Source organism: Streptomyces sp. P6-2-1, assembly GCF_050613165.1.
Classification (GTDB): Bacteria; Actinomycetota; Actinomycetes; order Streptomycetales; family Streptomycetaceae; genus Streptomyces.
In genome coordinates, this window is the sequence record NZ_CP192513.1 from 2,798,198 (window position 1) to 2,817,493 (window position 19,296).

Here is a 19,296-nt window from a genome sequence, read left to right on the forward strand (position 1 = left end):
AGAACCGGCGCGTGATGCTCCCGTGACCGTCACGCACCGGCGACACTCCTACTCGGCCAGTTCGAGCCAGCGCAACTCCTACTCGGCCAGTTCGAGCCAGCGCAGCTCCAGCTCGTCCTTCTCGCCCACGAGGGCGCGGAGTTCGGCATCGAGACCGGCGACCTTCTCGAAGTCCGTGGCGTGCGTGGCGATCTGCTCGTGGAGCTTCGCCTCCTCGGTCGCGATGCGGTCGAGGCGCCGTTCGATGCGCTGGAGTTCCTTCTGCCGCTCGCGGTCCTCCTTCGCCGAGGTGGCGGCCGGTTTGGCGGCGGCGCTCGCGGGAGCCGCCTGGGCCTGCTGCTGCTCGCGGGCGCGGCGGCGTTCCACGTACTCGTCGATACCGCGCGGCAGCATGCGCAGCGCACGGTCTCCGAGGAGCGCGAAGACACGGTCGGTGGTCCGCTCGACGAAGAAGCGGTCGTGGCTGATGACGACCATCGATCCCGGCCAGCCGTCGAGGAGGTCTTCGAGCTGGGTGAGGGTCTCGATGTCGAGGTCGTTGGTCGGCTCGTCGAGGAAGAGGACGTTGGGCTCGTCCATGAGCAGGCGCAGGATCTGGAGACGGCGGCGCTCACCGCCGGAGAGGTCGCCGACGGGCGTCCACTGCTTCTCCTTGCCGAAACCGAAGGTCTCGCAGAGCTGCCCCGCGGTCAGCTCGCGCCCCTTGCCGAGGTCGACACGCTCCCTGACCTGCTGCACCGCCTCCAACACGCGCAGATCCGGGTCGAGTTCGGCGACCTCCTGGGAGAGGTAGGCGAGCTTGACGGTCTTGCCGACCTTGATACGGCCCTTCTCGGGCTGCTCCTCGCCGTCGCCGCGCGAGGCGGCGGCCATCGCCCGCAGGAGGGTCGTCTTGCCTGCGCCGTTGACACCGACGAGACCGACCCGGTCGCCGGGGCCCAGCTGCCAGGTGAGGTGCTCGATGAGCGTCTTGGGCCCGGCGGAGACGGTCACGTCCTCCAGGTCGAAGACGGTCTTGCCGAGCCGCGCCGACGCGAAGCGCATCAGCTCGGAGTTGTCGCGGGGCGGCGGGACGTCGGCGATCAGCTCGTTGGCGGCCTCGATACGGAAGCGGGGCTTGCTCGTACGGGCCGGGGCGCCGCGCCGCAGCCAGGCCAGCTCCTTGCGGACGAGGTTCTGCCGCTTCGTCTCCTCGGTCGCCGCCCTGCGCTCGCGCTCGGCGCGCGCGAAGACGTAGTCGCTGTAGCCGCCCTCGTACTCGTAGACGTCGCCGCGCTGCACGTCCCACATACGGGTGCAGACCTGGTCGAGGAACCAGCGGTCGTGCGTCACGCAGACGAGCGCGGAGCGGCGGCCCGCGAGGTGCGCGGCGAGCCAGGCGATGCCCTCGACGTCGAGGTGGTTGGTGGGCTCGTCGAGCACGAGGAGGTCCTGCTCATCGATGAGGAGCTTGGCGAGCGCGATCCTGCGCCGCTCTCCACCGGAGAGCGGCCCGATCACGGTGTCGAGCCCCTCGGCGAAACCGGGCAGGTCGAGACCGCCGAAGAGACCCGTCAGGACATCGCGGATCTTCGCGTTCCCCGCCCACTCGTGATCGGCGAGATCCCCGATCACCTCGTGCCGCACAGTCGCCGCGGGATCGAGCGAGTCGTGCTGCGTGAGGACGCCGAGCCGCAGCCCGCCACTGTGCGTGACACGCCCCGTATCGGCCTCCTCCAGCTTGGCGAGCATCCGGATGAGAGTGGTCTTGCCGTCCCCGTTGCGCCCCACGACGCCGATACGGTCCCCCTCATTGACCCCGAGAGAGACCCCGTCGAGCAGCGCCCTGGTCCCGTAGACCTTGCTGACCGCCTCGACGTTGACCAGATTGACCGCCATCCACACTCCACCTCGCGCGCGCTCCCCACACCTCGGCACGGGCCACGGGGACAGGTGTTCCAGGGTAGTCGCCCGGGGGGAGGGGGACGGTGGGGCGGGGGTTGGGGGGAGGGGGAGGGATGAGGGGTGAGGGGAGGGGAGGGGCGGGGTGAGGGTTGGGGGAGGCGGTGCGGGGTGTGGGGGGGTGCGGGGTGCGGGGTGTGGGGGGGTGCGGGGGGGGGCTCGCGGCGGTGAGGGGGCGGGCGTGGGGGTGAGGACTGTCGGGGGGCATGGGCGCGGACTGCCGGGACCGCTGGGACCGCTGGGACCGCTGGGTTTGGCTCTTTGGGGTGATGAGGGCGAAGGTGGGAACTTTGGGCGGGGCGCCGGTCGTCATGGCCCACTACAGGGGGCCCATCGGACCCTTAGGTGATCCGTTCGAGCAACCCCTAAGGGTCTCGTTCGGTTTTTGAGACCTCGTGCCCATTTCTTGAGACCGCGCGCTTGCCCCGCCACGGCCCGTGGCCCCTGGCCCGTGGCTTTTGCCGTGCCTCCTGGCTCACGCCCCCGCCCCTGCGCCCCGGGTCCCAGAAGCCCCGGCCCCCGGCGACCCCCTGATCAGCCGATGACTGTCGCGCCCTGTGCCGGGGCCGTCGTGGTGCGGGCCGTGCGGCAGTGCGGCCTGAGGGCCCGGGCGATCGCGCGGGCGCTGTCCGCGTCCGCCGCGAGGAAGGCCGTCGTCGGGCCCGATCCCGAGACGAGGGCGGCGAGGGCGCCCGCCTCCGTACCCGCGTCCAGCGTGCGGCGCAGCGCGGGGAAGAGGTCGAGCGCGGCCGCCTGGAGGTCGTTGTGGAGAGCGTCCGCGAGAGCCTTCGCGTCGCCGGTCGCGAGCGCGTCGATCACCGCCGGGTCGGCCTCGGGCTCCGGGACCGTACGTCCCTCCGCCTCCGCGAGGCGGTCGTACGCGCGGTAGACGGCCGGGGTCGAAAGGCCCCCGTCCGCCTGCGCGAAGACCCAGTGGAACGTGCCGCCGACAGCGAGCGGGGTCAGCCGCTCGCCGCGCCCGGTGCCGAGCGCCGCGCCGCCCACGTAACTGAACGGCACATCGCTGCCCAGCTCAGCGCAGATCGCGAGGAGTTCGTCCCGGCTCGCGCCCGTGCGCCACAGCGTCTCGCAGGCGAGCAGCGCGCCCGCCGCGTCGGCGCTGCCGCCCGCCATGCCGCCGGCGACGGGGATGTCCTTGGCGATGTGGAGGTGGACGTCGGCGGCGCGGCCCGCGCGCGCGGCGAGGGCGAGCGCGGCGCGCGCGGCGAGGTTGCTCGCGTCCAGGGGTACCTCCTCCGCGCCGGGGCCCTCGCAGGTGAGGCGCAGGCTCTCGGCGGGGGTCGCGGTCACCTCGTCGTACAGGCCGACGGCGAGGAAGATGTTCGCCAGGTCGTGGAAGCCGTCGGGGCGGGCGGGGCCGACCGCGAGCTGCACGTTGACCTTGGCGGGAACGCGGACGGTGACGGGGCTCGCACTCACGCGGGGGGCTCCTTCTGGATCAGTGCTCGGGCCGCTCGGACTGCGCAGGCTGTCCGGCCCGCTCGGACTTCTCGGGCCGCTCGGTCCGCTACGACTTCTCGGGCCGCTCGGGCTGCTCGGGCTGCGGCTTGTTCTCGGCGATACGGGCGAATTCCTCGACCGTGAGCGACTCGCCGCGTGCCTGCGGGGACACCCCGGCCGCGCGCAGGGCCTCCTCGGCCGCCGCCGCCGAACCCGCCCAGCCCGCGAGCGCGGCCCGCAGCCCCTTGCGGCGCTGCGCGAAGGCCGCGTCGACGACGGCGAAGACCTCGCGGCGGCTCGCGCTCGTGGTCAGCGGCTCCTCGCGCCGTACGAGCGAAACGAGCCCGGAGTCGACGTTCGGCGCCGGCCAGAAGACGTTGCGCCCGATCGACCCGGCCCGCTTGACGTGCGCGTACCAGGCCGCCTTGACCGAGGGCACCCCGTACACGCGCGAGCCGGGCGGGGCCGCGAGCCGGTCGGCGACCTCGGCCTGCACCATCACGAGGGTCCGCTCGACGCTCGGGAAGTGCTCCAGCATGTGGAGGAGGACGGGGACCGCCACGTTGTACGGGAGGTTCGCGACGAGCGCCGTGGGCGCGGGGCCGGGCAGCTCGCGTACGCGCAGCGCGTCGGAGTGCACGAGCCGGAAGTGCGCGGCCTTCTCGGGCAGCCGGGCGGCGACGGTCGCGGGGAGCGCTGCGGCGAGGGTGTCGTCGATCTCGACGGCGGTGACGTCGGCGGCGACTTCGAGCAGGGCGAGCGTGAGCGAACCGAGCCCGGGCCCGACCTCGACGACGGTGTCCGTCTCGCGCACCTCGGCGGTGCGGACGATGCGGCGCACGGTGTTGGCGTCGATGACGAAGTTCTGCCCCCGCTGCTTGGTGGGACGTACGTCGAGCGCGGCGGCCAGCTCACGGATGTCGGCCGGGCCGAGCAGGGGGTCGGTGCGAGTCACTCGGCAAGGGTACGGGGTGGGGGTGGGGAGGGAGGGTGCGGTGGTGGGGGTGGGGGCTCGGCGGTGAGTGGTCGGGGGTGGGGCGGTCGGCGGTGGGGCGGTCGGCGGTGCGGTGGATGGGGTCGGGGGCTCGGCGGTGGAGCGGGCGGGGGGCCGTGGTGACGGGGGGGTGGTGCGGGCGGGGGCCGGTCCTCGGCATGGGGGGCGGTGCCTCTGGCCCGTACCTTCCGTTTCAGTGCTCCCGCAGGCGGAGCAGGCCCGCTGCCGTGGGGCGGAAGCCGCAGGCGTTCTCGTAGAAGCTCCGCAGGCGCTGCTCGTAGTCCACGTGGAGCCAGTCGCAGCCCGCAGCGCGTGCGCCCGCGACCGCCGTGGCGACCAGTGCGCTGCCGAGACCACGGCGCCGGTGACTCCTCGCGACCGCCGTGTCGAGGAGGAAGGCGTGCGCTCCGCCGTCCCAGGCGACGTTGACGAAGCCCACGAGCCGGCCCGTCACGTCCCGCGCACCGGCCCAGCCGAGGCTGTGCCGCGCGAGTCGTGCGACGAGTCCGGCGGCGGGGGCGCCGCCGAACGCCTCGGCGAGCAGCGCCCGCAGTTCGTCATCCTCGACGGGGGTGCGCCACAGCGGTGCGCGGGCGTCGTCCGGGGCGGGAGCGCTGGGGTGGGAGGTCACAGGAGAGCAGTGTGGTGCGGGGAGGGTGGGGGGCCAGGGGGTTTTTGGCGGGGTGGGGGTGGGGTGGTGCGGGGGAAGGGGAGGTGGGGGGTAGGTGGGGAGTGCTGCGTGAGGGGGCGTGGGGCGCTGGAATCTCGAAGCTGTCGCGTCGCCCAGCCCAGCCCCGGAGCTGTCACGTCGTCCAGCCCCGGAGCCGTCGCCTCCCGCACCCCGCAGCCCGCCCCGTCCCGTCCCAACTCGAAGCCGTCGCCTGCCCCAGCCCAGACCCCACCCTCCCAAAGGGGAGGTGGGCCACCCGCTGCCATCAATTCTTCCGCCCCCGCACCATCCCCCCACCCCAGAACGACCAATCTGTGGATAACTCCGTGAAACTCCCCACACCTCTCACCCCAAAGAGTGAGTAATTGTGCGTGAAGCTCTGCGGATGACTGAGCATTCACCCACTTCCGACGAGGAGCCCCCGCACCCCTCCGCCGCCACGAGGCACGGCATCGGCTCCGCGCCGCCCGCGTCCGCGTCGAACGCGAGGAGCACCGGCGGCACGCCGCCCAGCCACCGCACCACGTCCGCCCGTTCGGCCGGGGTGGGCACGGAAGAAGACCGGATCGTGGAACATGTCGGGTCGGCGAACGAGCGTCGGCCCGGCGCGAGGATCAGCTCCAGCTCGTGGTGGTACGTCAGGCCGTACCCCGGCGCGCAGCCGCAGCTCCGCCGGTGTCCAGCGCACGACCTCCCAGTCCCAGTCGCTCCCCTCGGGCAGGGCCACGACGCCGCCCGCGTCGAGCACCGCCCACGGCCCCGGTCCTCCCCTCACCCCTCGAACAGCCCCCGCACGCCGAACGCCCGCTCCGTGTTCCGCGCCACGGCCTCCGCCATCTCCTCCTCCGCGAGGCCCCTGACCCGCGCCATCGCACGCAGCGTGACCGGGATCAGGTACGGGGCGTTGGGGCGTCCGCGGTACGGCGCCGGGGTGAGGAAGGGAGCGTCCGTCTCGACGAGTACGAGGTCGAGCGGCGCGACGGCGAGGGCGTCGCGGAGGTTCTGGGCGTTCTTGAAGGTCATGTTGCCCGCGAAGGACAGGTAGTAGCCCTCGCGCGCGCAGATCTCCGCCATCTCCGCGTCGCCGGAGTAGCAGTGGAAAACGGTCCGCTCGGGCGCGCCCTCCTCCTTCAGGACGCGCAGCACATCGGCGTGCGCCTCGCGGTCGTGGATCACGAGCGTCCGGTCATGGCGCTTGGCGATCTCGATGTGCGCGCGGAACGAACGTTCCTGAGCGTCCTTGCCCTCCGGGCCCGTACGAAGATAGTCCAGGCCCGTCTCGCCGACCCCGACCACCTGCGGGAGCGCCGCGAGCCGCTCGATCTCGGCGAGCGCCTCGTCGAGCGCCGCCTCGCCGCCCCCGGCCCGCTCGCCCTGCCGCGACCAGCCATCAGGATCACCGTGCACGATGCGCGGCGCCTCGTTCGGGTGCAGCGCCACGGTCGCCAGGATGTGCTCGTACGCGCCCGCCGTCTCCGCGGCCCAGCGCGAACCCGCCACGTCGCAGCCGACCTGGACGAGCCGCGTCACCCCGACCGAAGCGGCCTTGGCCAACGCCTCGTCGACGGTGCCCGCCTGCATGTCGAGGTGGGTGTGCGCGTCCGCCACCGCGACCCGCAGGGGCTCGGGCAGCGGTGGCGGCGCGGTCTTGTCGTCCTTGGCCTTCATGGGAACGATCCTACGAAGGACCGGCGGACGAGGCGGCAGGGCGGGCGGCCCCGGGCCGGCTAGCGGTCCTGCGGAGGCCGGCGGTGGAAGACGTGCAGGAGGTCGGCGAGTACGTGCCAGTGGTGCGGGGCGGCGGCCCCGGGGGCAGGCTCCGCCGCCTCCGCACCGGTATCGGCGGTACGGGTACGGGGCCGCGCCGGCTTCGCGGGGGCCGCGCCCTGCCCGTACGTGTGCGCCTGCGAGGCCGCCGACGTCACGCGGCCCGCACGCATGATCCGCACGACGTTGCCGCCGCAATTGAGGCAGGCCGGGCTGCTGAGCGGGGACGGGACGCGCTCGCCCGCCGCCAGGTAGACCACGTAGGGGTGGCCGTCCTGGTCGGCGTGCCGTTCTATCTCGTAGGCCTGCTCCCAGCCGTGCCCGCAGCGCATGCAGGCGAAGGAGTAGGACTCCTGGACGGTCCCGGCGGGCCCCGCACTCCTGGCGGGCCCGGTGCCTCCGGAGAGCCCGGTTGTCCCGACGGTCGTTCCGGTCGTCCCGACGGTCGCCCCGGTCGTCTCGGGCGTCCCCGCGATCGCGGTGGGGCCGCTCGCTGTGGCGGGGTGGATGCGGCCTGCGAAGTCGCTCATGCCAGCTCCTCATGTCGTGCCCGGCCGACTGCGAACCGCCGGCCCCGGAGCGGCGCACCGCCCCGCACGACCAGTGCACTCCCGCCCGCAGACCCGCACCAGGGGACCTGCCGAACGTTGGATCGGATTTGGCGAACCCGTGCACTTCGGGCCCTTCGCCGCGACCCGGACTTTGCCGAAAGCCCGGGACGCTTTGCCCATGTTTGGCGCGGGGAAACGATTACGCGCCCAGCCACGATTCCAGGGCCCCGCCCGCCACCGCCCCGGGCTCGCCCCGATCCGCCCCGGGCCCGCCTCGCCCCCCGGCCGCAGCCTCCTCCTCGTTTCCGCCCGCGTTACCGAGCCGCGTTACCGAGCCGCGTTACCGAGCCGCGTTCCGGCCTGCGTCCTTCTTCTCCGCGTCCTTCTTCTCCGCGTTCTTCGCCGCCACCACCGCGTCGAACACCTCCCGCTTCGGCACCCCCGCCTCCGCCGCCACCGCCGCGATGGCCTCCTTGCGCCGCTCCCCCGCTTCCTCCCGCACCCGCACCCTGCGCACCAGCTCGCCCGCGTCGAGGTCGGCCGGGCCCGGCTCAGGGGCGCCTTCGACGACGACCGTGATCTCGCCCCGTACCCCCTCCGCCGCCCACGCGGCCAGCTCCGCGAGCGGCCCGCGCCTGACCTCCTCGTACGTTTTCGTCAGTTCGCGGCACACGGCAGCGCGGCGCTCGGGTCCGAAGACCTCCGCCATCGCGGCGAGCGTGTCGTCGATACGGTGCGGGGCCTCGAAGTAGACGAGTGTGCGGCGCTCGGCGGCGACATCGGCGAGGCGCGCGCGGCGCTCGCCCGCCTTGCGCGGCAGGAAGCCCTCGAAGCAGAAGCGGTCGACCGGGAGCCCCGAGACCGCGAGCGCGGTGAGCACGGCCGAGGGACCCGGCACGGCGGTGACACGTACGTCGCGCTCCACCGCCGCGGCGACGAGCCGGTAGCCCGGGTCGGAGACCGAGGGCATCCCGGCGTCCGTCACGAGCAGCACGCGCGCACCGCCCGCGAGCGCCTCGGCGAGTTCGGGCGTACGGGCCGACTCGTTCCCCTCGAAGTACGAGACGACGCGGCCCCCCACCTGCACGCCGAGCGCCTGCGTGAGCCGCCGCAGCCGCCGCGTGTCCTCGGCCGCCACGATGTCGGCCGTCTCCAGCTCGCGCGCGAGCCGGGGCGGCGCGTCGGCCACGTCCCCGATGGGGGTGCCGGCCAGGACGAGCAGCCCGGCGGAGGCGTCGGACGGCGCGCCGGCGGGGACATCGGCAGGGGCATCGGACGGGGCGGGGGAGGTCTCGGAAGTCACCCCTCCATGATGACGCCCCGCCCGCACCCGCCCGACCCGCCGCACACCACGGCTCCCCCACCGCCGCGCACCACGGCTCCCCCGCCCCCGCACACCCCCGCCCCACCTCCACCCCGGGCGTCTCCGGGACTCCCCCAGGCTCGTTCCCTACGATGACCCGGTGACCAGTACCGCGTCCTCGACCGAGGCCCGCCAGGGGCAGGCCGCCGATCCCCAGGCCCCGCCTCCCTGGCAGCGGCGCCTGCGCCGCTTCGGCTATGTCCCCCGGCGCCGTGAGGCGAGCGTCGCCGAACGCCTCGCTCCGCCGTGGGCCGGGCCCGCCGACCCCGGGCTGTGGACAGCGGTCGGTCTCCCGTTCCGCCTCTCCGCCTTCCTCGTCCGCTCGGCGAGCTGGCTCGGGCCGCTGCTCATCACCCTCGTCGCCGGGATCACCCGCTTCTGGCACCTCGGCTCGCCCAAGGCGGTGATATTCGACGAGACGTACTACGCGAAGGACGCCTGGGCGCTCATCCACCGCGGCTACGAGGTGAGCTGGGGCGACGAGGCCAACAAACAGATCCTCGCCGACCCCTCCTCGGTCGACATCCCGACGCAGGCCGCGTACGTCGTGCACCCGCCCGTCGGCAAGTACGTCATCGGGATCGGCGAGTGGCTCTTCGGCCTCACGCCGTTCGGCTGGCGTTTCATGACGGCCGTGCTCGGCACGGCCTCCGTGTGGATGCTGTGCCGGATCGGGCGGCGCATGTTCCGCTCGACGTTCCTCGGCTGCCTCGCGGGCGCGCTGCTCACCATCGACGGCCTGCACCTCGTGATGAGCCGCACCGCGCTCCTCGATCTCGTCCTGATGTTCTTCGTGCTCGCCGCCTTCGGCTGCCTGCTCCTGGACCGCGACCGTGCCCGCGCCCGGCTCCTCGCGAAGCTCCCCGTCGACGCGGACGGGGTGGTACGGGCGGACGCGACGGTCGCCGAGACCGCTTTCCTCGGCTGGCGGCCCTGGCGCTGGGCCGCGGGGATCTGCCTCGGCCTCGCCTTCGGCACGAAGTGGAACGGCCTCTTCGTGCTCGCCGCGTTCGGCGTCATGACAGTCCTGTGGGACGTCGGCGCGCGCAAGACCGCCGGCGCGCGGTCCGGTCGCGCCTGGACCGGCATGCTGCGCCGCGACTCGCCCGTCGCCTTCCTCGCGATCGTCCCGGTCGCCATCGCCGTCTACCTCGCCTCGTGGACCGCCTGGATCGTCTCGCCCGACAACGGCAAGGGCGGCTACCTGCGCGACTGGGCGAAGACGGCAGGGCAGGGCGGGCACTTCACGTGGCTGCCCGACTGGCTGCGGAGCCTGTGGCACTACGAGCACGAGGTCTACCGCTTTCACGTCGGCCTGACCGACGGCCACCGCTACCAGTCCAACGCGTGGAGCTGGATGGTCGACGGCCGCCCCGTCTCGTACTTCTACGAGTCCCCGCCCCCGGGCAGCGACGGCTGCCCGAGCGGCACCACGGGCGACTGCGCGCGCGAGGTCCTCGCGCTCGGTACCCCCGCACTGTGGTGGGCGGCGTGCGCCGCGCTCGTCTACGTGCTGTGGCGCTGGGTCTTCCGCCGCGACTGGCGCGCGGGCGCGATCCTCGGCGCGGTCGCCATCGGCTGGCTGCCGTGGCTCCACTACCAGGAGCGCACGATCTTCTACTTCTACGCGGTCGTCTTCGTGCCCTTCCTGTGCCTCGCGCTGACCATGCTGGTCGGCGCCCTCCTCGGCCCGGCCGGTGCTTCGGAGCGCCGCAGGACGATCGGGGCGACAGCGGCTGGGGTGCTCTTCCTCCTCATCGCGTGGAACTTCGTGTACTTCTGGCCGATCTATACGGGCACAGCGATCCCGTACGGGTCCTGGCACGACCGGATGTGGCTCAACTCCTGGATCTGAGGACCCCCGGAGGCTCGCGGCGGCGAGCGCGGGGCGCACGCGAGTGACGCTCACGGTGGCTCCCCCGGCGGGCACGAGGTCCAGGCGCCGAGGAGTGCGCGAGCCGAGCGGGCCGTGGGGCGAGCGGAGACGCCGAGCCGGGCCGCCGTACGCAGGAGCGCGGACACGGTCTCCTCGTCCCTGTCCCGTACGGCGATCACGAGGAGCGGGTCGAGGTTGTCGGCCCAGGCTGCCCGGAGTCCGGCAGGCGGCGGCGGGTTCGCGCAGAGCGCCTCGACGGTCGCTTCCGCCCACTCCCGTACCGCCACCGGTGCGGCACGGGGAAGCGCGGTGCGTGGAGCTGCGGTGAGCGGGCCTGCGGTGAGCGGGGCCGCCGCGTGCGGGTCCGCGGTACGGGAGTGGTGGGGGCCCTGCCCCGGGTCATCGCCGCGCTCGCGGTTCCTCTCGATGTGGATCGCCGCCGCGAGGGCCGCGACCGTCGTCGTGTGGTAGCACGTGCCCACGTCGTACGCGGTGGCCTTCGTGCCGCTGAGCCGGGCGCGCACCTCCGGGCGGTGCACGGGGCTCGGCACCGCGCCGTCCGCGTGCAAGGCCCCCGCGAGCGCCTGCCAGGCAGCCGCCGTGTACGGGCCGGGCGCCACGCCGAGCACCGTCTCGCACAGGAGCAGCTCGGCGAGGAGATCGAGACTGCCGCGCGCCAGGTGGACACCGAGCAGCACCCGAATCGTCTCCCGCAGACGCGCACCGGCCCCGCCGTCCGGGAGGTCGAACGCGGCTCCGGCGTCCGGAGCGAAAGGCTCGGGACCGGAGTCCGGGAGGAAGGGCTCGGCGCCGAAGTCCGTTCCGTAGAAGACGGCGTGCGTCAGCGCGTACGTCTCGCTCTCGCCCAGGTGCAGCGGGTCCGGCGCGCGGCAGGCGCACGTCCGCGCGAGCAGCGCGCGGAGCCCGGGAAGGTAGGGAGGTGCCGCGAAGCCGCCCCGGTCGGCGAAGTACCGCAACTCCAAACGGTTCAACGCGGGTGCGCAGGGCTGGGCGTGGCCGCCCGCGTCGGCGGCGAGAAGCGCCGTGCCGAACGCATGCAGGTCCGGCTGCGGACGGCCGTGTGCGGCGAGCAGTCCGATGAGGTTGAGGTGGTACGGGAAGTAGGCGTCGCCTCGCCGCAGGCCCCCCGCGAAGTCCGCGCCGTGCACCACCTCCTCGGCGAGATCGAGCGCGCCCGTGGCGAGCGGGGCGTCGGCGGGGAGGAGGTCAGCGCGCCGCAGTACGCGCAGCAGCCCGAGGAGTTCGAGCAGCGGGCCCGCGCGGAAGGGACGGGCCGGCAGGTACTCCTCCCACCGCGCGGGGGCGAACCAGCCGAGACACGCCTCGATCCAGCGGAGGGCTCCGGCGAGGACATGGGCGGCAACCGTGTCGGTGGACGCCGTGCCGACGCGGATTGCGCCGGTGGATGAGGTGGTGGCGGCGTCCCCGGCCGCCCTGGGGATGGTGTGCGCCGGGGTGTTCGCCGGAGCGTGGGCGGGCGTGGGGTGCGGGTTCATCGTTTGCTCCGCAGGCCGAGCAGCGCCAGGAGCGCGGCGAGCAGGCCGGTCAGGACCGCGAGATCGGCCCACCACGGCAGCAGGCCACCCCCGCCCAGGAGCGTCTGCCGACTCAGGTCGACGGCGTAGGTCATGGGATTGAGGTGCATGAGCGCGCTGAGCCACGCGGGTGCGTCCGCCGTGCTGAAGACCGAGCCCGAAAGGAACAACATCGGGAACATCGCGAGCTGAACCGTCGCCTGAAGGGTCTGCACCCGTGTGATCACGGTGGCGAGGAAGAGCCCGATGACGCTGAAGACGACCGCGGTGAGCACGTAGCTCCCCGCTGCTCCGGCGAACCTGCCCGGAGTCAGCTCCACACCCGTCAGCGGCGAGAAGGCCAGCATCACCAGGCTCTGCACACTCACCGTCCCCGCTCCGGCGGCAACCTTGCCGAGCGGCAGGCAGATTCGTGGCACGGGCGCGACAAGCAGCTCGCGCAGCACCCCGTACTCCCGGTCCCAGGCGTACGTCTGTCCCGAGGCGATCCCGATCGACACCACCTGGATCGCGATGATCCCGGGAAATACGTACGCGCTGAACGGCACCGATCCGACCGAGCTGATCATCCCGTCGAAACCGACCGCGTACACGAGGACGAAGAACACGATCTGCACGGCCTGACTCGCCAGCGTCCCGGGCCTCTTGACCAGCCGCAACAGATCCCGGTGCGCGATGACGGCGACGGCACGGAGGGCGACGGCGAAGGGGTGCTCGTGTGCCTGGGAGTCGTGGGAGTCCTGGGAATCGTGTGAGTCGGGGTGGTCGTGGGGGGCGTGAGGTTTGGGGGGGCTGGGGAAGTCGCGGGGCTCACGAGGGTCGTGGATTCCACGAGATTCGTGAGGCTCAAGAACCCCGCGAGGCGTGGCGTGGGCGGGAGCGGCGGGCTTTCCCGGAGTCGTTGTCATCGGGGGTTCACCTCCTCGTGCGTGCACATGTCCGTGCGGGCGGTCTGTTCCTCGTACGGGGCCTGGCGCACGTAAGCCAACGCGCTCGGCCCGCCCAGCTCGCCCGGCTCGCCCGGCCCGCTCGGCGCGTTGGGGCTGCTCGGCGCGCGTGGCTCGCTCGGCGCGTCCTGCGCGGCGGGCCGCTCGCGGGGGCCCGCCGCCGCGAGGTAGACGTCGTTCATCGACGGGTGGCGGACCGTCACCGTGAGGCCGGGGACGTCCAAGGCACGCACCACCTCCGCGATCCGCGCCTCCGGCTCCGCACAGTGCACGGCGAGTCCGCCCGGCTCGCGCAAGGGCGCCAAACCGGCAGCACGCAACTGCCGGGCAGCCTCCTCCTCGTCCCCGCAACTCACCACGAGCCGCGAGGATTCGAGCCCGCTCTTGAGCCGGGCGACACTCCCCTGCTGGACGATGCGGCCTTCCTGGAGGATGACGATCTCGTCCGCGAACTCCGCCTCGTCCATGTAGTGCGTCGCGAAGAGGACGGTCACCCCCAGTTCGTCGCGCAAGCGCAGGAGGTCGGCCCACACGCTCGCGCGCACCACGGGGTCGAGACCGTTGGTCGGCTCGTCGAGGATGAGGAGTCCCGGGCGGTGCAGGAGGGCACGGGCCATCTCGACGCGCCGCGCGAGCCCGCCGGAAAGCTGTTCGACGGGCTGCCCGCGCCGCTCCACGAGCCCGAAGAGGCCAAGGAGGAGGGTGATACGGGCCCGGGCGTCGGCCCGGCGCATCCCGAACAGACGGGCGTGGAACCAGAGGTTGCGCTCGACGGACAGTTCCTTGTCGAGGGTGCGTTCCTGGAAGACGAGGCCGAGCCTGCGCCGCGCCGCCATCGGTGCCCGGCGTACGTCGTGCCCGAAGACGCGGACTCGGCCCGCGTCAGGGCGCACCACCGTCGAGAGCACTCCGAGCAGCGTCGACTTGCCCGCTCCGTTCGGGCCGAGCAGCGCGGTGACCCGGCCCGGCGGGGAGCTGAGGGAGACTCCGTCCACGGCGGGCACGCTCCCGTACCGCACGACGAGGTCGGTCAGTTCGAAGGCGGCGGCTTCGGTGGCCACGTGCGTTCCTTTCACGGTCGGGCCCTCCACGGGCGAGCTTGTCGCCATCTCAGGCCAGCCCCAGCGTGCGGTCCCAGGGCAGCGGGCCCGATACCGCCGGCAGCAGGGACAGCGCCACCCCCGCCGCGCCTTCCAACATGCCCGCCGTGTTCACCGCGCGGTGCGGCTCGGGAGACCGCGCGGCCGCCGGATACCGCATGAGGTGCGGGAAGACGAAGGGTGCCGCCTCGTCCGCGCACGCCAGGACTTTCGTGACCAAACGGTCCCGCCCGGCGAGCAGTTCCGGGTCACCGGTGGTCCGGGCGAGCCGGGAAACGACCTGGAGCAGGCCCGCGTAGCCGTGGCACACGGTCGGCCCCTCGATCGCCCACAGGGACTCGTCGCGCCGCAGCGCGACACGGACCGCGTCGACGGCCGCCGTACGCCACCGCGCGCGGCCGAGGACCGTACCGGCCCGGAAGAGTGCGGCAGCCGTGCCCGGCGTGCCGTAGCACCAGGCGGTTCGGGTGAAGAGGCCCTCCGGCAGCCGCGGCGCGACCTCCTCGTCCCAGCCGATCCGCGCCGGCCAGTACGGCCCCGCTTCGTCCCGTGCCGTCCGCCGCAGCAGCCAGTCCGCGATGCGCTCCACGGCGTCCCGCAGCCCCGCCACTTCGTGCCCCGCCTCGTACGCCGTGCTCAGTACCGCGAGCACGCCCGCGATCCCGTGTGCCATGCCGGCGTTGAAATCGCCGCGCGGATAGCTCTCGCGGTCCCGTTCGGAGAGCTGGAGTTCCGGCGGGACCCACCAGCCCGGCACCTCGCGTCCCGCCACCACGACGGGCTCGGTGAGGTGAACGAGATGCCGCAACGAGTCGACGAGCGCGGCCTTGACCTTCGGCCCCGACTCCGCCGGGTCGTCGGCCGCGTCGATGAGCAGTCGTGTCGTGCCGGCGATCCCGTTGACCAGGTCGTACGCGGCCCAGTCAACCCCTACGCCGCCGCGCGCCGCCCGCGCCCGGAAGACCCGCAGCCGCTCGGCCTGGTCCTCGGCGACCCAGTCGGCCAGTCGCCGGCGAAGCACCCCGTAGTGTCCGCCGTCCCCCGCACAGGTCTGCGCGGCGGCGAGCAGCGCGGCCGGTCCGGAGTACAGGCCCCGGCTCGGTGCCCGGCCCATCTCCTCACCGGCCGCACGCAGGTGCCGGTGCGCGATCCGCCGCAAGCTCTCGTCGTTCCTGGCGAGTTCGCTGTACATCAGGGCGACGCCGGGCAACCCGTTGGCCAGCGTGAGCGGCCCCCACATCACCGCCCCGTACACCGGGTCCCTGTTCTCCTCCCGCCCGGCGACCGCCGCGACCTGTGCGGGATCGGCCAGCCGCTCGGCAACGAGGGAGATCGCGTCACGCGAAGAGACAGACACAACGGTCACGGCGACCTCCTGGACGAGGGCGAGCGAGGGGCGTCCGGCGTGGGCCGGGTGTGGCCGGCTGACTCGGGCCTCACGGCTACGGGAATGGCGGACCCAGGGCTCGTGGACACGGGGCTAGCGGGTACAGGGCCGGCGGGTACAGGGTCGGCGGACGCCGAACGCGCGGACGCGGGACTCCCGGAGTCTGAACGCACCGGCCCTCGCCCTCGGTCCGCAGACACCCGCCCGGCTCGCACCGGGGGCCCTGGCGACTCGTCCTTCGCGCCCTTCGCCCACGCGTTCGCGGTCCCCGGCTCCGTGCCCGCACTGCCCGCACTGCCCGGCGCCTCGGTGGCTTCCCGCCCAGCGGCCGTCTGTCGCCGCTCCTCGCGGTGCCGACGCGCGCGGCAGTTGTCCTGGGTGGCGCCGCGTGCGATGCCGAGGACCGTCAGTTCGCGCGCGCTCTGCCCGCCGAAGAGGCGGTTGCAGGTCATGTGGAGGAGGCTGCCCACCACCCGGCCCTCCGGTGTCTCGCCCACCGCCCGGACGTGCGCGGCCAGCTCCCGTACCGCCGCGTCCCGGGGAGCGAGTGCCGCGAGGGCCGCGGCGCGGGCCGGGTCCCCGGGGGGAGGCGGACCGTCGTCGGCGGGGTCGATGAGGCGACGCCAATGAGCGGCGCGACGACGGTAGGCGGACGGCAGTTCACGTCGGGTGCCGGTCAGGGAGAGCCAGGCCGACGCCGCTTCCTCCCCGAACTCCCCGGCGCGTGCGGGGTGGTGTGGCGAGGGCCGGCCGAAGGCGTGGGCGAGTGCGGAGCAGGAGAGGGCGGCGAGGTCGTCCACGCCGTAGTCGTTCGCCGGGTCCTTGGCCAGATGCAGCAGGGCAACGGCTGCCTCGCTGTCGTACTGGAAGACCCGTTCGGCGAGCCGCTGGGCCGCCGCACCCCCGTACCGTTCGGTCTCGGGATCGTACGCGGCGAGCGAGTGGCCCCGGACGAGGCCGCGCGCACGCCAGTCCTCCAGGAGCCGCCCGAGCGGGGCCGCGACGGCACCCCACAGTTCCCCGGGCGGTCCGTGCAGGCGGAGCCGCAGGTGGTGGCCCGCTTCGTCGGTGTAGCGGAGGAAGAACCAGCCGTCCGCGCCGTGCTCGGCCGCGCATCGGACAAGGGCGGGCACGTGGGTGCGCAGCAGGTCGTCCTGGGCGCGCGCCGCACCGCGCAATTTGAGGTACAGCCACTCGCCACCGAGGCCGTGCACCGTGCGGGTGGGCTGATGGTGCCCCTGATAGGGCTTGCGGAGCGGGGCGGCAGCGGAGCGGCGGGTGAGGGGGACGACCAACTCAGCCGTGTGGCCGGCGAGCGGGCTCGCGAGCCAGCTTTCGTACTCCCCCGGCACCTCCTGGGCGACCAGCTCGGAGTGCCGGCGCACCTCGTCCCGCAGCAGGGCGCGGTGCCACGGTTCTTCGAGGTCCAGGAGCAGGCGCTGATCCGTCGTGACGACGAGCACCTGGCGCGGTACGTCCCAGCTCTCCCGCCAACGAGCCACCTCCAGGTCCCAGACCTGCTCGGGGGAGAGAGCGGTCTCCGGGGTGCCCGGGGGCGCCGGTTCGAGGTCGGCGGGGCCGGGCTGCGCGGGGAGAGGGCTCCCCGGCCGGGTCCGTACGTTCTCCGCCCGGTCCTCGGTCCGTACGGTCGCCGCCGCCCGCAACGTGTCGAGGCGCCACACCGCCGGGGCGAGCACGAAGCGCCCGTACCGTACACGCGGGACGAAGGGCGCGTCCGCGAGCGCCCCCCAGTTCCACGGCTCCCAGAGCCGTTGCCCTTCGAGGCCGATCTCCCACAGCAGTCGCACGGCGTTCGGCGCCTGGGCCGCGGCACTCACCATATTGCCGAGCACGGGGACGAGTTCGCGTCCCGTCGGAAGGTGAACGGCGGTCAGCCGGTCGAGCGTCGCCCCGATACCGATGTCCGCGAGTCGCAGTTCCTCGACACCCGGCGCCTCCGGCACACCGACGCTGATACGGCGGCCCGTGGCCGGGACGGTGTGGGCGAGATTGGCCGCGCGCCCGGAGCGGGTACGGAAGGCGAGATCGACAGGGACGGCCCCCTCGATGTGCACGGCGGGCACGGGAACGCACTCCGCCGGCTGTTGTTCGCCGGAATCCGCTGCCTGCGGGGGGTGGCCGGGCGGCAGGTCGGCGAAACGGGCGAAGGTCGCTCCCGCCCGGTGCGAGCCCGGTGAGGGGGAGAGGAAGACCCGGAACTCCCCCTTGTCCAGCGCCTCCGCGGAGGGAGCAACGACGTGCACCGTCACTTCGGCGGACGTCGGCAGCTCAGCGGGCTCTGCCAGATCGTGGCAGAGGTCTGCCAGATCCGCGTCGTCCAGGACGAATTCGCGGCAACGAGAGCGCTGAGCCGCGGCGACGATGCGGGCCATCGCGCGATCCCTGCGCGCGGTGCGCGGCGGTTCAGGGGGCGGCGCGGGCGGAAGGTCGCCGTTGGGCCAGCCGTAACCGGCCGGGGCACCGAGCCCGGTGGACTCGTCAAGGAGGTCGAGGAGCGGTACGAGGCGGTCGGCACCGTAGACGTCGAGGAAGCGCTGGTGGTAGCCGCGCAGCGCGCTGAGGCCGAGCTTCGGACGGGACAGCCGCCACATGGCCTCGGTGGCCCGCTCGACCTCCTCGGCCACCGCCCTCGGCAGCCGGACTGCCGCGTCGATACGGGTGTCGATGTGCAGGGGTGTCTCGTCCGGCTCGGTCGCGCGGGCCGTCGCGAGAAGAGCGCGGAGCCGCTCCTGGCCGGTGGCGTACGCGGCCGCGTCGTACGCCCTCCGCTCGCGGTCCACCGCTCGCAGCCCGTCGTGGAGCCGACGCGACCGCGGGGACGGCTCCGTGACGCGCGCGAGGAGGCCGAGGACGTGACCGAGGGGATCGCCGCCGTCCAGGGGCGGGCGCAGCCCCGTCAGGAGGATCTCCTGTCGCACCAGTTGGGCGAGGAGGTCGTGGACGCGGGTGGCCGGGGCAGTGGGGAACGCCCGGGTGAGGCGCCGCGCCAATTCCCCGTACGGCAGCGGCCCGGCGCTCTCGGCGAGTGCCCGGGACACCACGGGGGTGTGGCGTACGGAGACGGTCGCCCGGGTCTCCTCGCCCTCGACGAGGCGGGCGCCGCGGGCGGAGGATGCGGTGAGCACGATCCGGTCCCCACGCAGGGTCAGGGCCTGGTGCGCCTGGAGCGGGAGGGTACGGAGTACTGCGGGGTCTTCTTCGAGGCGGTGGACGATCCGGGTGAGCCACTGCATGTCGGCGTGCGTCCGCGTGCGGTGCGCCGGGCCGCGCCGCACCAGGGTGTCCGCGCCGAAGTCGCCCGTCGTCACGCCGGCGAAGAGGCCGAAGGGTGTGGGCCTGCTCCGCATCCGGATGTCGTAGCGCAGGACAGCGAGCGCCGCCCGGCGCAGCTGTCCGGGTCTGACCCCCTCGGCGCCCTGTGCGACAACCCGGCGGACGAGGGCGGTGAGGCTCGGCGTCGCCAGCTCCAGTGCCTCGCTGAGAGCGGCGCAGGCGGGCACGGCGGCGAGGAGCCCGGCGCAGGCGCTGAGGTCCTGCGGACCGGCCGGCGGGAGCGGCAGCGCGCAGGCGTCGGAGGTGGGGAGAGTGAGCGGGGCGCGGTAGAGGAAGTGGGCTCCCGCCGTGAAGAGGGCGGGGGCTCGCCTCATGGCGGGCTCTGCCAC

At 73.7% G+C, this 19,296-nt stretch carries 13 protein-coding genes; 1 reads left to right on the forward strand and 12 read right to left on the reverse strand.

The window, feature by feature from the left end; genetic code table 11:
* Positions 1–78 precede the first annotated feature (78 nt).
* From ACQYWQ_RS12105 to rsmI, 7 genes are all read right to left on the reverse strand, one after another.
* Positions 79–1,878 carry an ABC-F family ATP-binding cassette domain-containing protein gene (locus ACQYWQ_RS12105; protein ID WP_431034414.1) on the reverse strand — a complete coding sequence of 600 codons (1,800 nt, stop codon included), beginning with the start codon at positions 1,876–1,878 and terminating at the stop codon, positions 79–81.
* A gap of 597 nt (positions 1,879–2,475) precedes the next feature.
* Entirely contained in the window at positions 2,476–3,381 is a 906-nt protein-coding gene (locus ACQYWQ_RS12110) for a 4-(cytidine 5'-diphospho)-2-C-methyl-D-erythritol kinase (protein WP_431034416.1), read from the reverse strand.
* 88 nt (positions 3,382–3,469) lie between these two features.
* Positions 3,470–4,357, reverse strand: a complete 888-nt coding sequence (rsmA, locus tag ACQYWQ_RS12115) for a 16S rRNA (adenine(1518)-N(6)/adenine(1519)-N(6))-dimethyltransferase RsmA (protein WP_431034417.1) — start codon at positions 4,355–4,357, stop codon at positions 3,470–3,472.
* Between the two features lie 232 nt (positions 4,358–4,589).
* Positions 4,590–5,027 carry a GNAT family N-acetyltransferase gene (locus tag ACQYWQ_RS12120; RefSeq protein ID WP_431034418.1) on the reverse strand — a complete coding sequence of 146 codons (438 nt, stop codon included), beginning with the start codon at positions 5,025–5,027 and terminating at the stop codon, positions 4,590–4,592.
* A gap of 810 nt (positions 5,028–5,837) precedes the next feature.
* Positions 5,838–6,734, reverse strand: a complete 897-nt coding sequence (locus ACQYWQ_RS12125; protein WP_431034420.1) for a TatD family hydrolase — start codon at positions 6,732–6,734, stop codon at positions 5,838–5,840.
* Positions 6,735–6,793: 59 nt separating this feature from the next.
* Positions 6,794–7,363: a hypothetical protein gene (locus ACQYWQ_RS12130; RefSeq protein ID WP_431034421.1), complete on the reverse strand. Its 570-nt coding sequence runs from the start codon at positions 7,361–7,363 to the stop codon at positions 6,794–6,796.
* 361 nt (positions 7,364–7,724) lie between these two features.
* A complete protein-coding gene (rsmI, locus tag ACQYWQ_RS12135) occupies positions 7,725–8,687 on the reverse strand; it encodes a 16S rRNA (cytidine(1402)-2'-O)-methyltransferase (protein ID WP_431034422.1) in 963 nt (320 codons plus the stop codon).
* Between the two features lie 160 nt (positions 8,688–8,847).
* Here rsmI and ACQYWQ_RS12140 point away from each other — a divergent pair, with 160 nt between their 5' ends.
* Positions 8,848–10,602 (forward strand): dolichyl-phosphate-mannose--protein mannosyltransferase, encoded by a 1,755-nt coding sequence (locus ACQYWQ_RS12140; protein WP_431034424.1) that lies wholly within the window; start codon positions 8,848–8,850, stop codon positions 10,600–10,602.
* A gap of 50 nt (positions 10,603–10,652) precedes the next feature.
* Here ACQYWQ_RS12140 and ACQYWQ_RS12145 read toward each other — a convergent pair whose 3' ends face one another.
* Genes ACQYWQ_RS12145 through ACQYWQ_RS12165 form a run of 5 tightly spaced genes read right to left on the reverse strand, consistent with a single transcriptional unit; the run spans position 10,653 to position 19,281 of the window.
* On the reverse strand, positions 10,653–12,140 hold the full coding sequence (locus tag ACQYWQ_RS12145; RefSeq protein ID WP_431034426.1) for a DUF6895 family protein: 1,488 nt from the start codon (positions 12,138–12,140) through the stop codon (positions 10,653–10,655).
* Complete coding sequence (locus tag ACQYWQ_RS12150; RefSeq protein ID WP_431034427.1) at positions 12,137–13,087, reverse strand: ABC transporter permease; 951 nt, start codon at positions 13,085–13,087, stop codon at positions 12,137–12,139. The genes ACQYWQ_RS12145 and ACQYWQ_RS12150 overlap by 4 nt, the downstream gene beginning before the upstream one ends.
* Entirely contained in the window at positions 13,084–14,187 is a 1,104-nt protein-coding gene (locus ACQYWQ_RS12155; RefSeq protein ID WP_431034429.1) for an ABC transporter ATP-binding protein, read from the reverse strand. Before ACQYWQ_RS12155 ends, ACQYWQ_RS12150 begins: the two co-directional genes overlap by 4 nt.
* A 49-nt stretch (positions 14,188–14,236) precedes the next feature.
* Positions 14,237–15,592: a lanthionine synthetase C family protein gene (locus ACQYWQ_RS12160; RefSeq protein ID WP_431034430.1), complete on the reverse strand. Its 1,356-nt coding sequence runs from the start codon at positions 15,590–15,592 to the stop codon at positions 14,237–14,239.
* A complete protein-coding gene (locus ACQYWQ_RS12165) occupies positions 15,589–19,281 on the reverse strand; it encodes a lantibiotic dehydratase (RefSeq protein ID WP_431034432.1) in 3,693 nt (1,230 codons plus the stop codon). Before ACQYWQ_RS12165 ends, ACQYWQ_RS12160 begins: the two co-directional genes overlap by 4 nt.
* Between the last annotated feature and the right edge of the window lie 15 nt (positions 19,282–19,296).

Coding starts and splice junctions, on each gene's coding strand:
- ACQYWQ_RS12105 (WP_431034414.1), bottom strand. CDS start 1,878: ATGGCGGTCAATCTGGTCAACGTCGAGGCGGTCAGCAAGGTCTACGGG.
- ACQYWQ_RS12125 (WP_431034420.1), bottom strand. CDS start 6,734: ATGAAGGCCAAGGACGACAAGACCGCGCCGCCACCGCTGCCCGAGCCC.
- ACQYWQ_RS12130 (WP_431034421.1), bottom strand. CDS start 7,363: ATGAGCGACTTCGCAGGCCGCATCCACCCCGCCACAGCGAGCGGCCCC.
- ACQYWQ_RS12145 (WP_431034426.1), bottom strand. CDS start 12,140: ATGAACCCGCACCCCACGCCCGCCCACGCTCCGGCGAACACCCCGGCG.
- ACQYWQ_RS12150 (WP_431034427.1), bottom strand. CDS start 13,087: ATGACAACGACTCCGGGAAAGCCCGCCGCTCCCGCCCACGCCACGCCT.
- ACQYWQ_RS12165 (WP_431034432.1), bottom strand. CDS start 19,281: ATGAGGCGAGCCCCCGCCCTCTTCACGGCGGGAGCCCACTTCCTCTAC.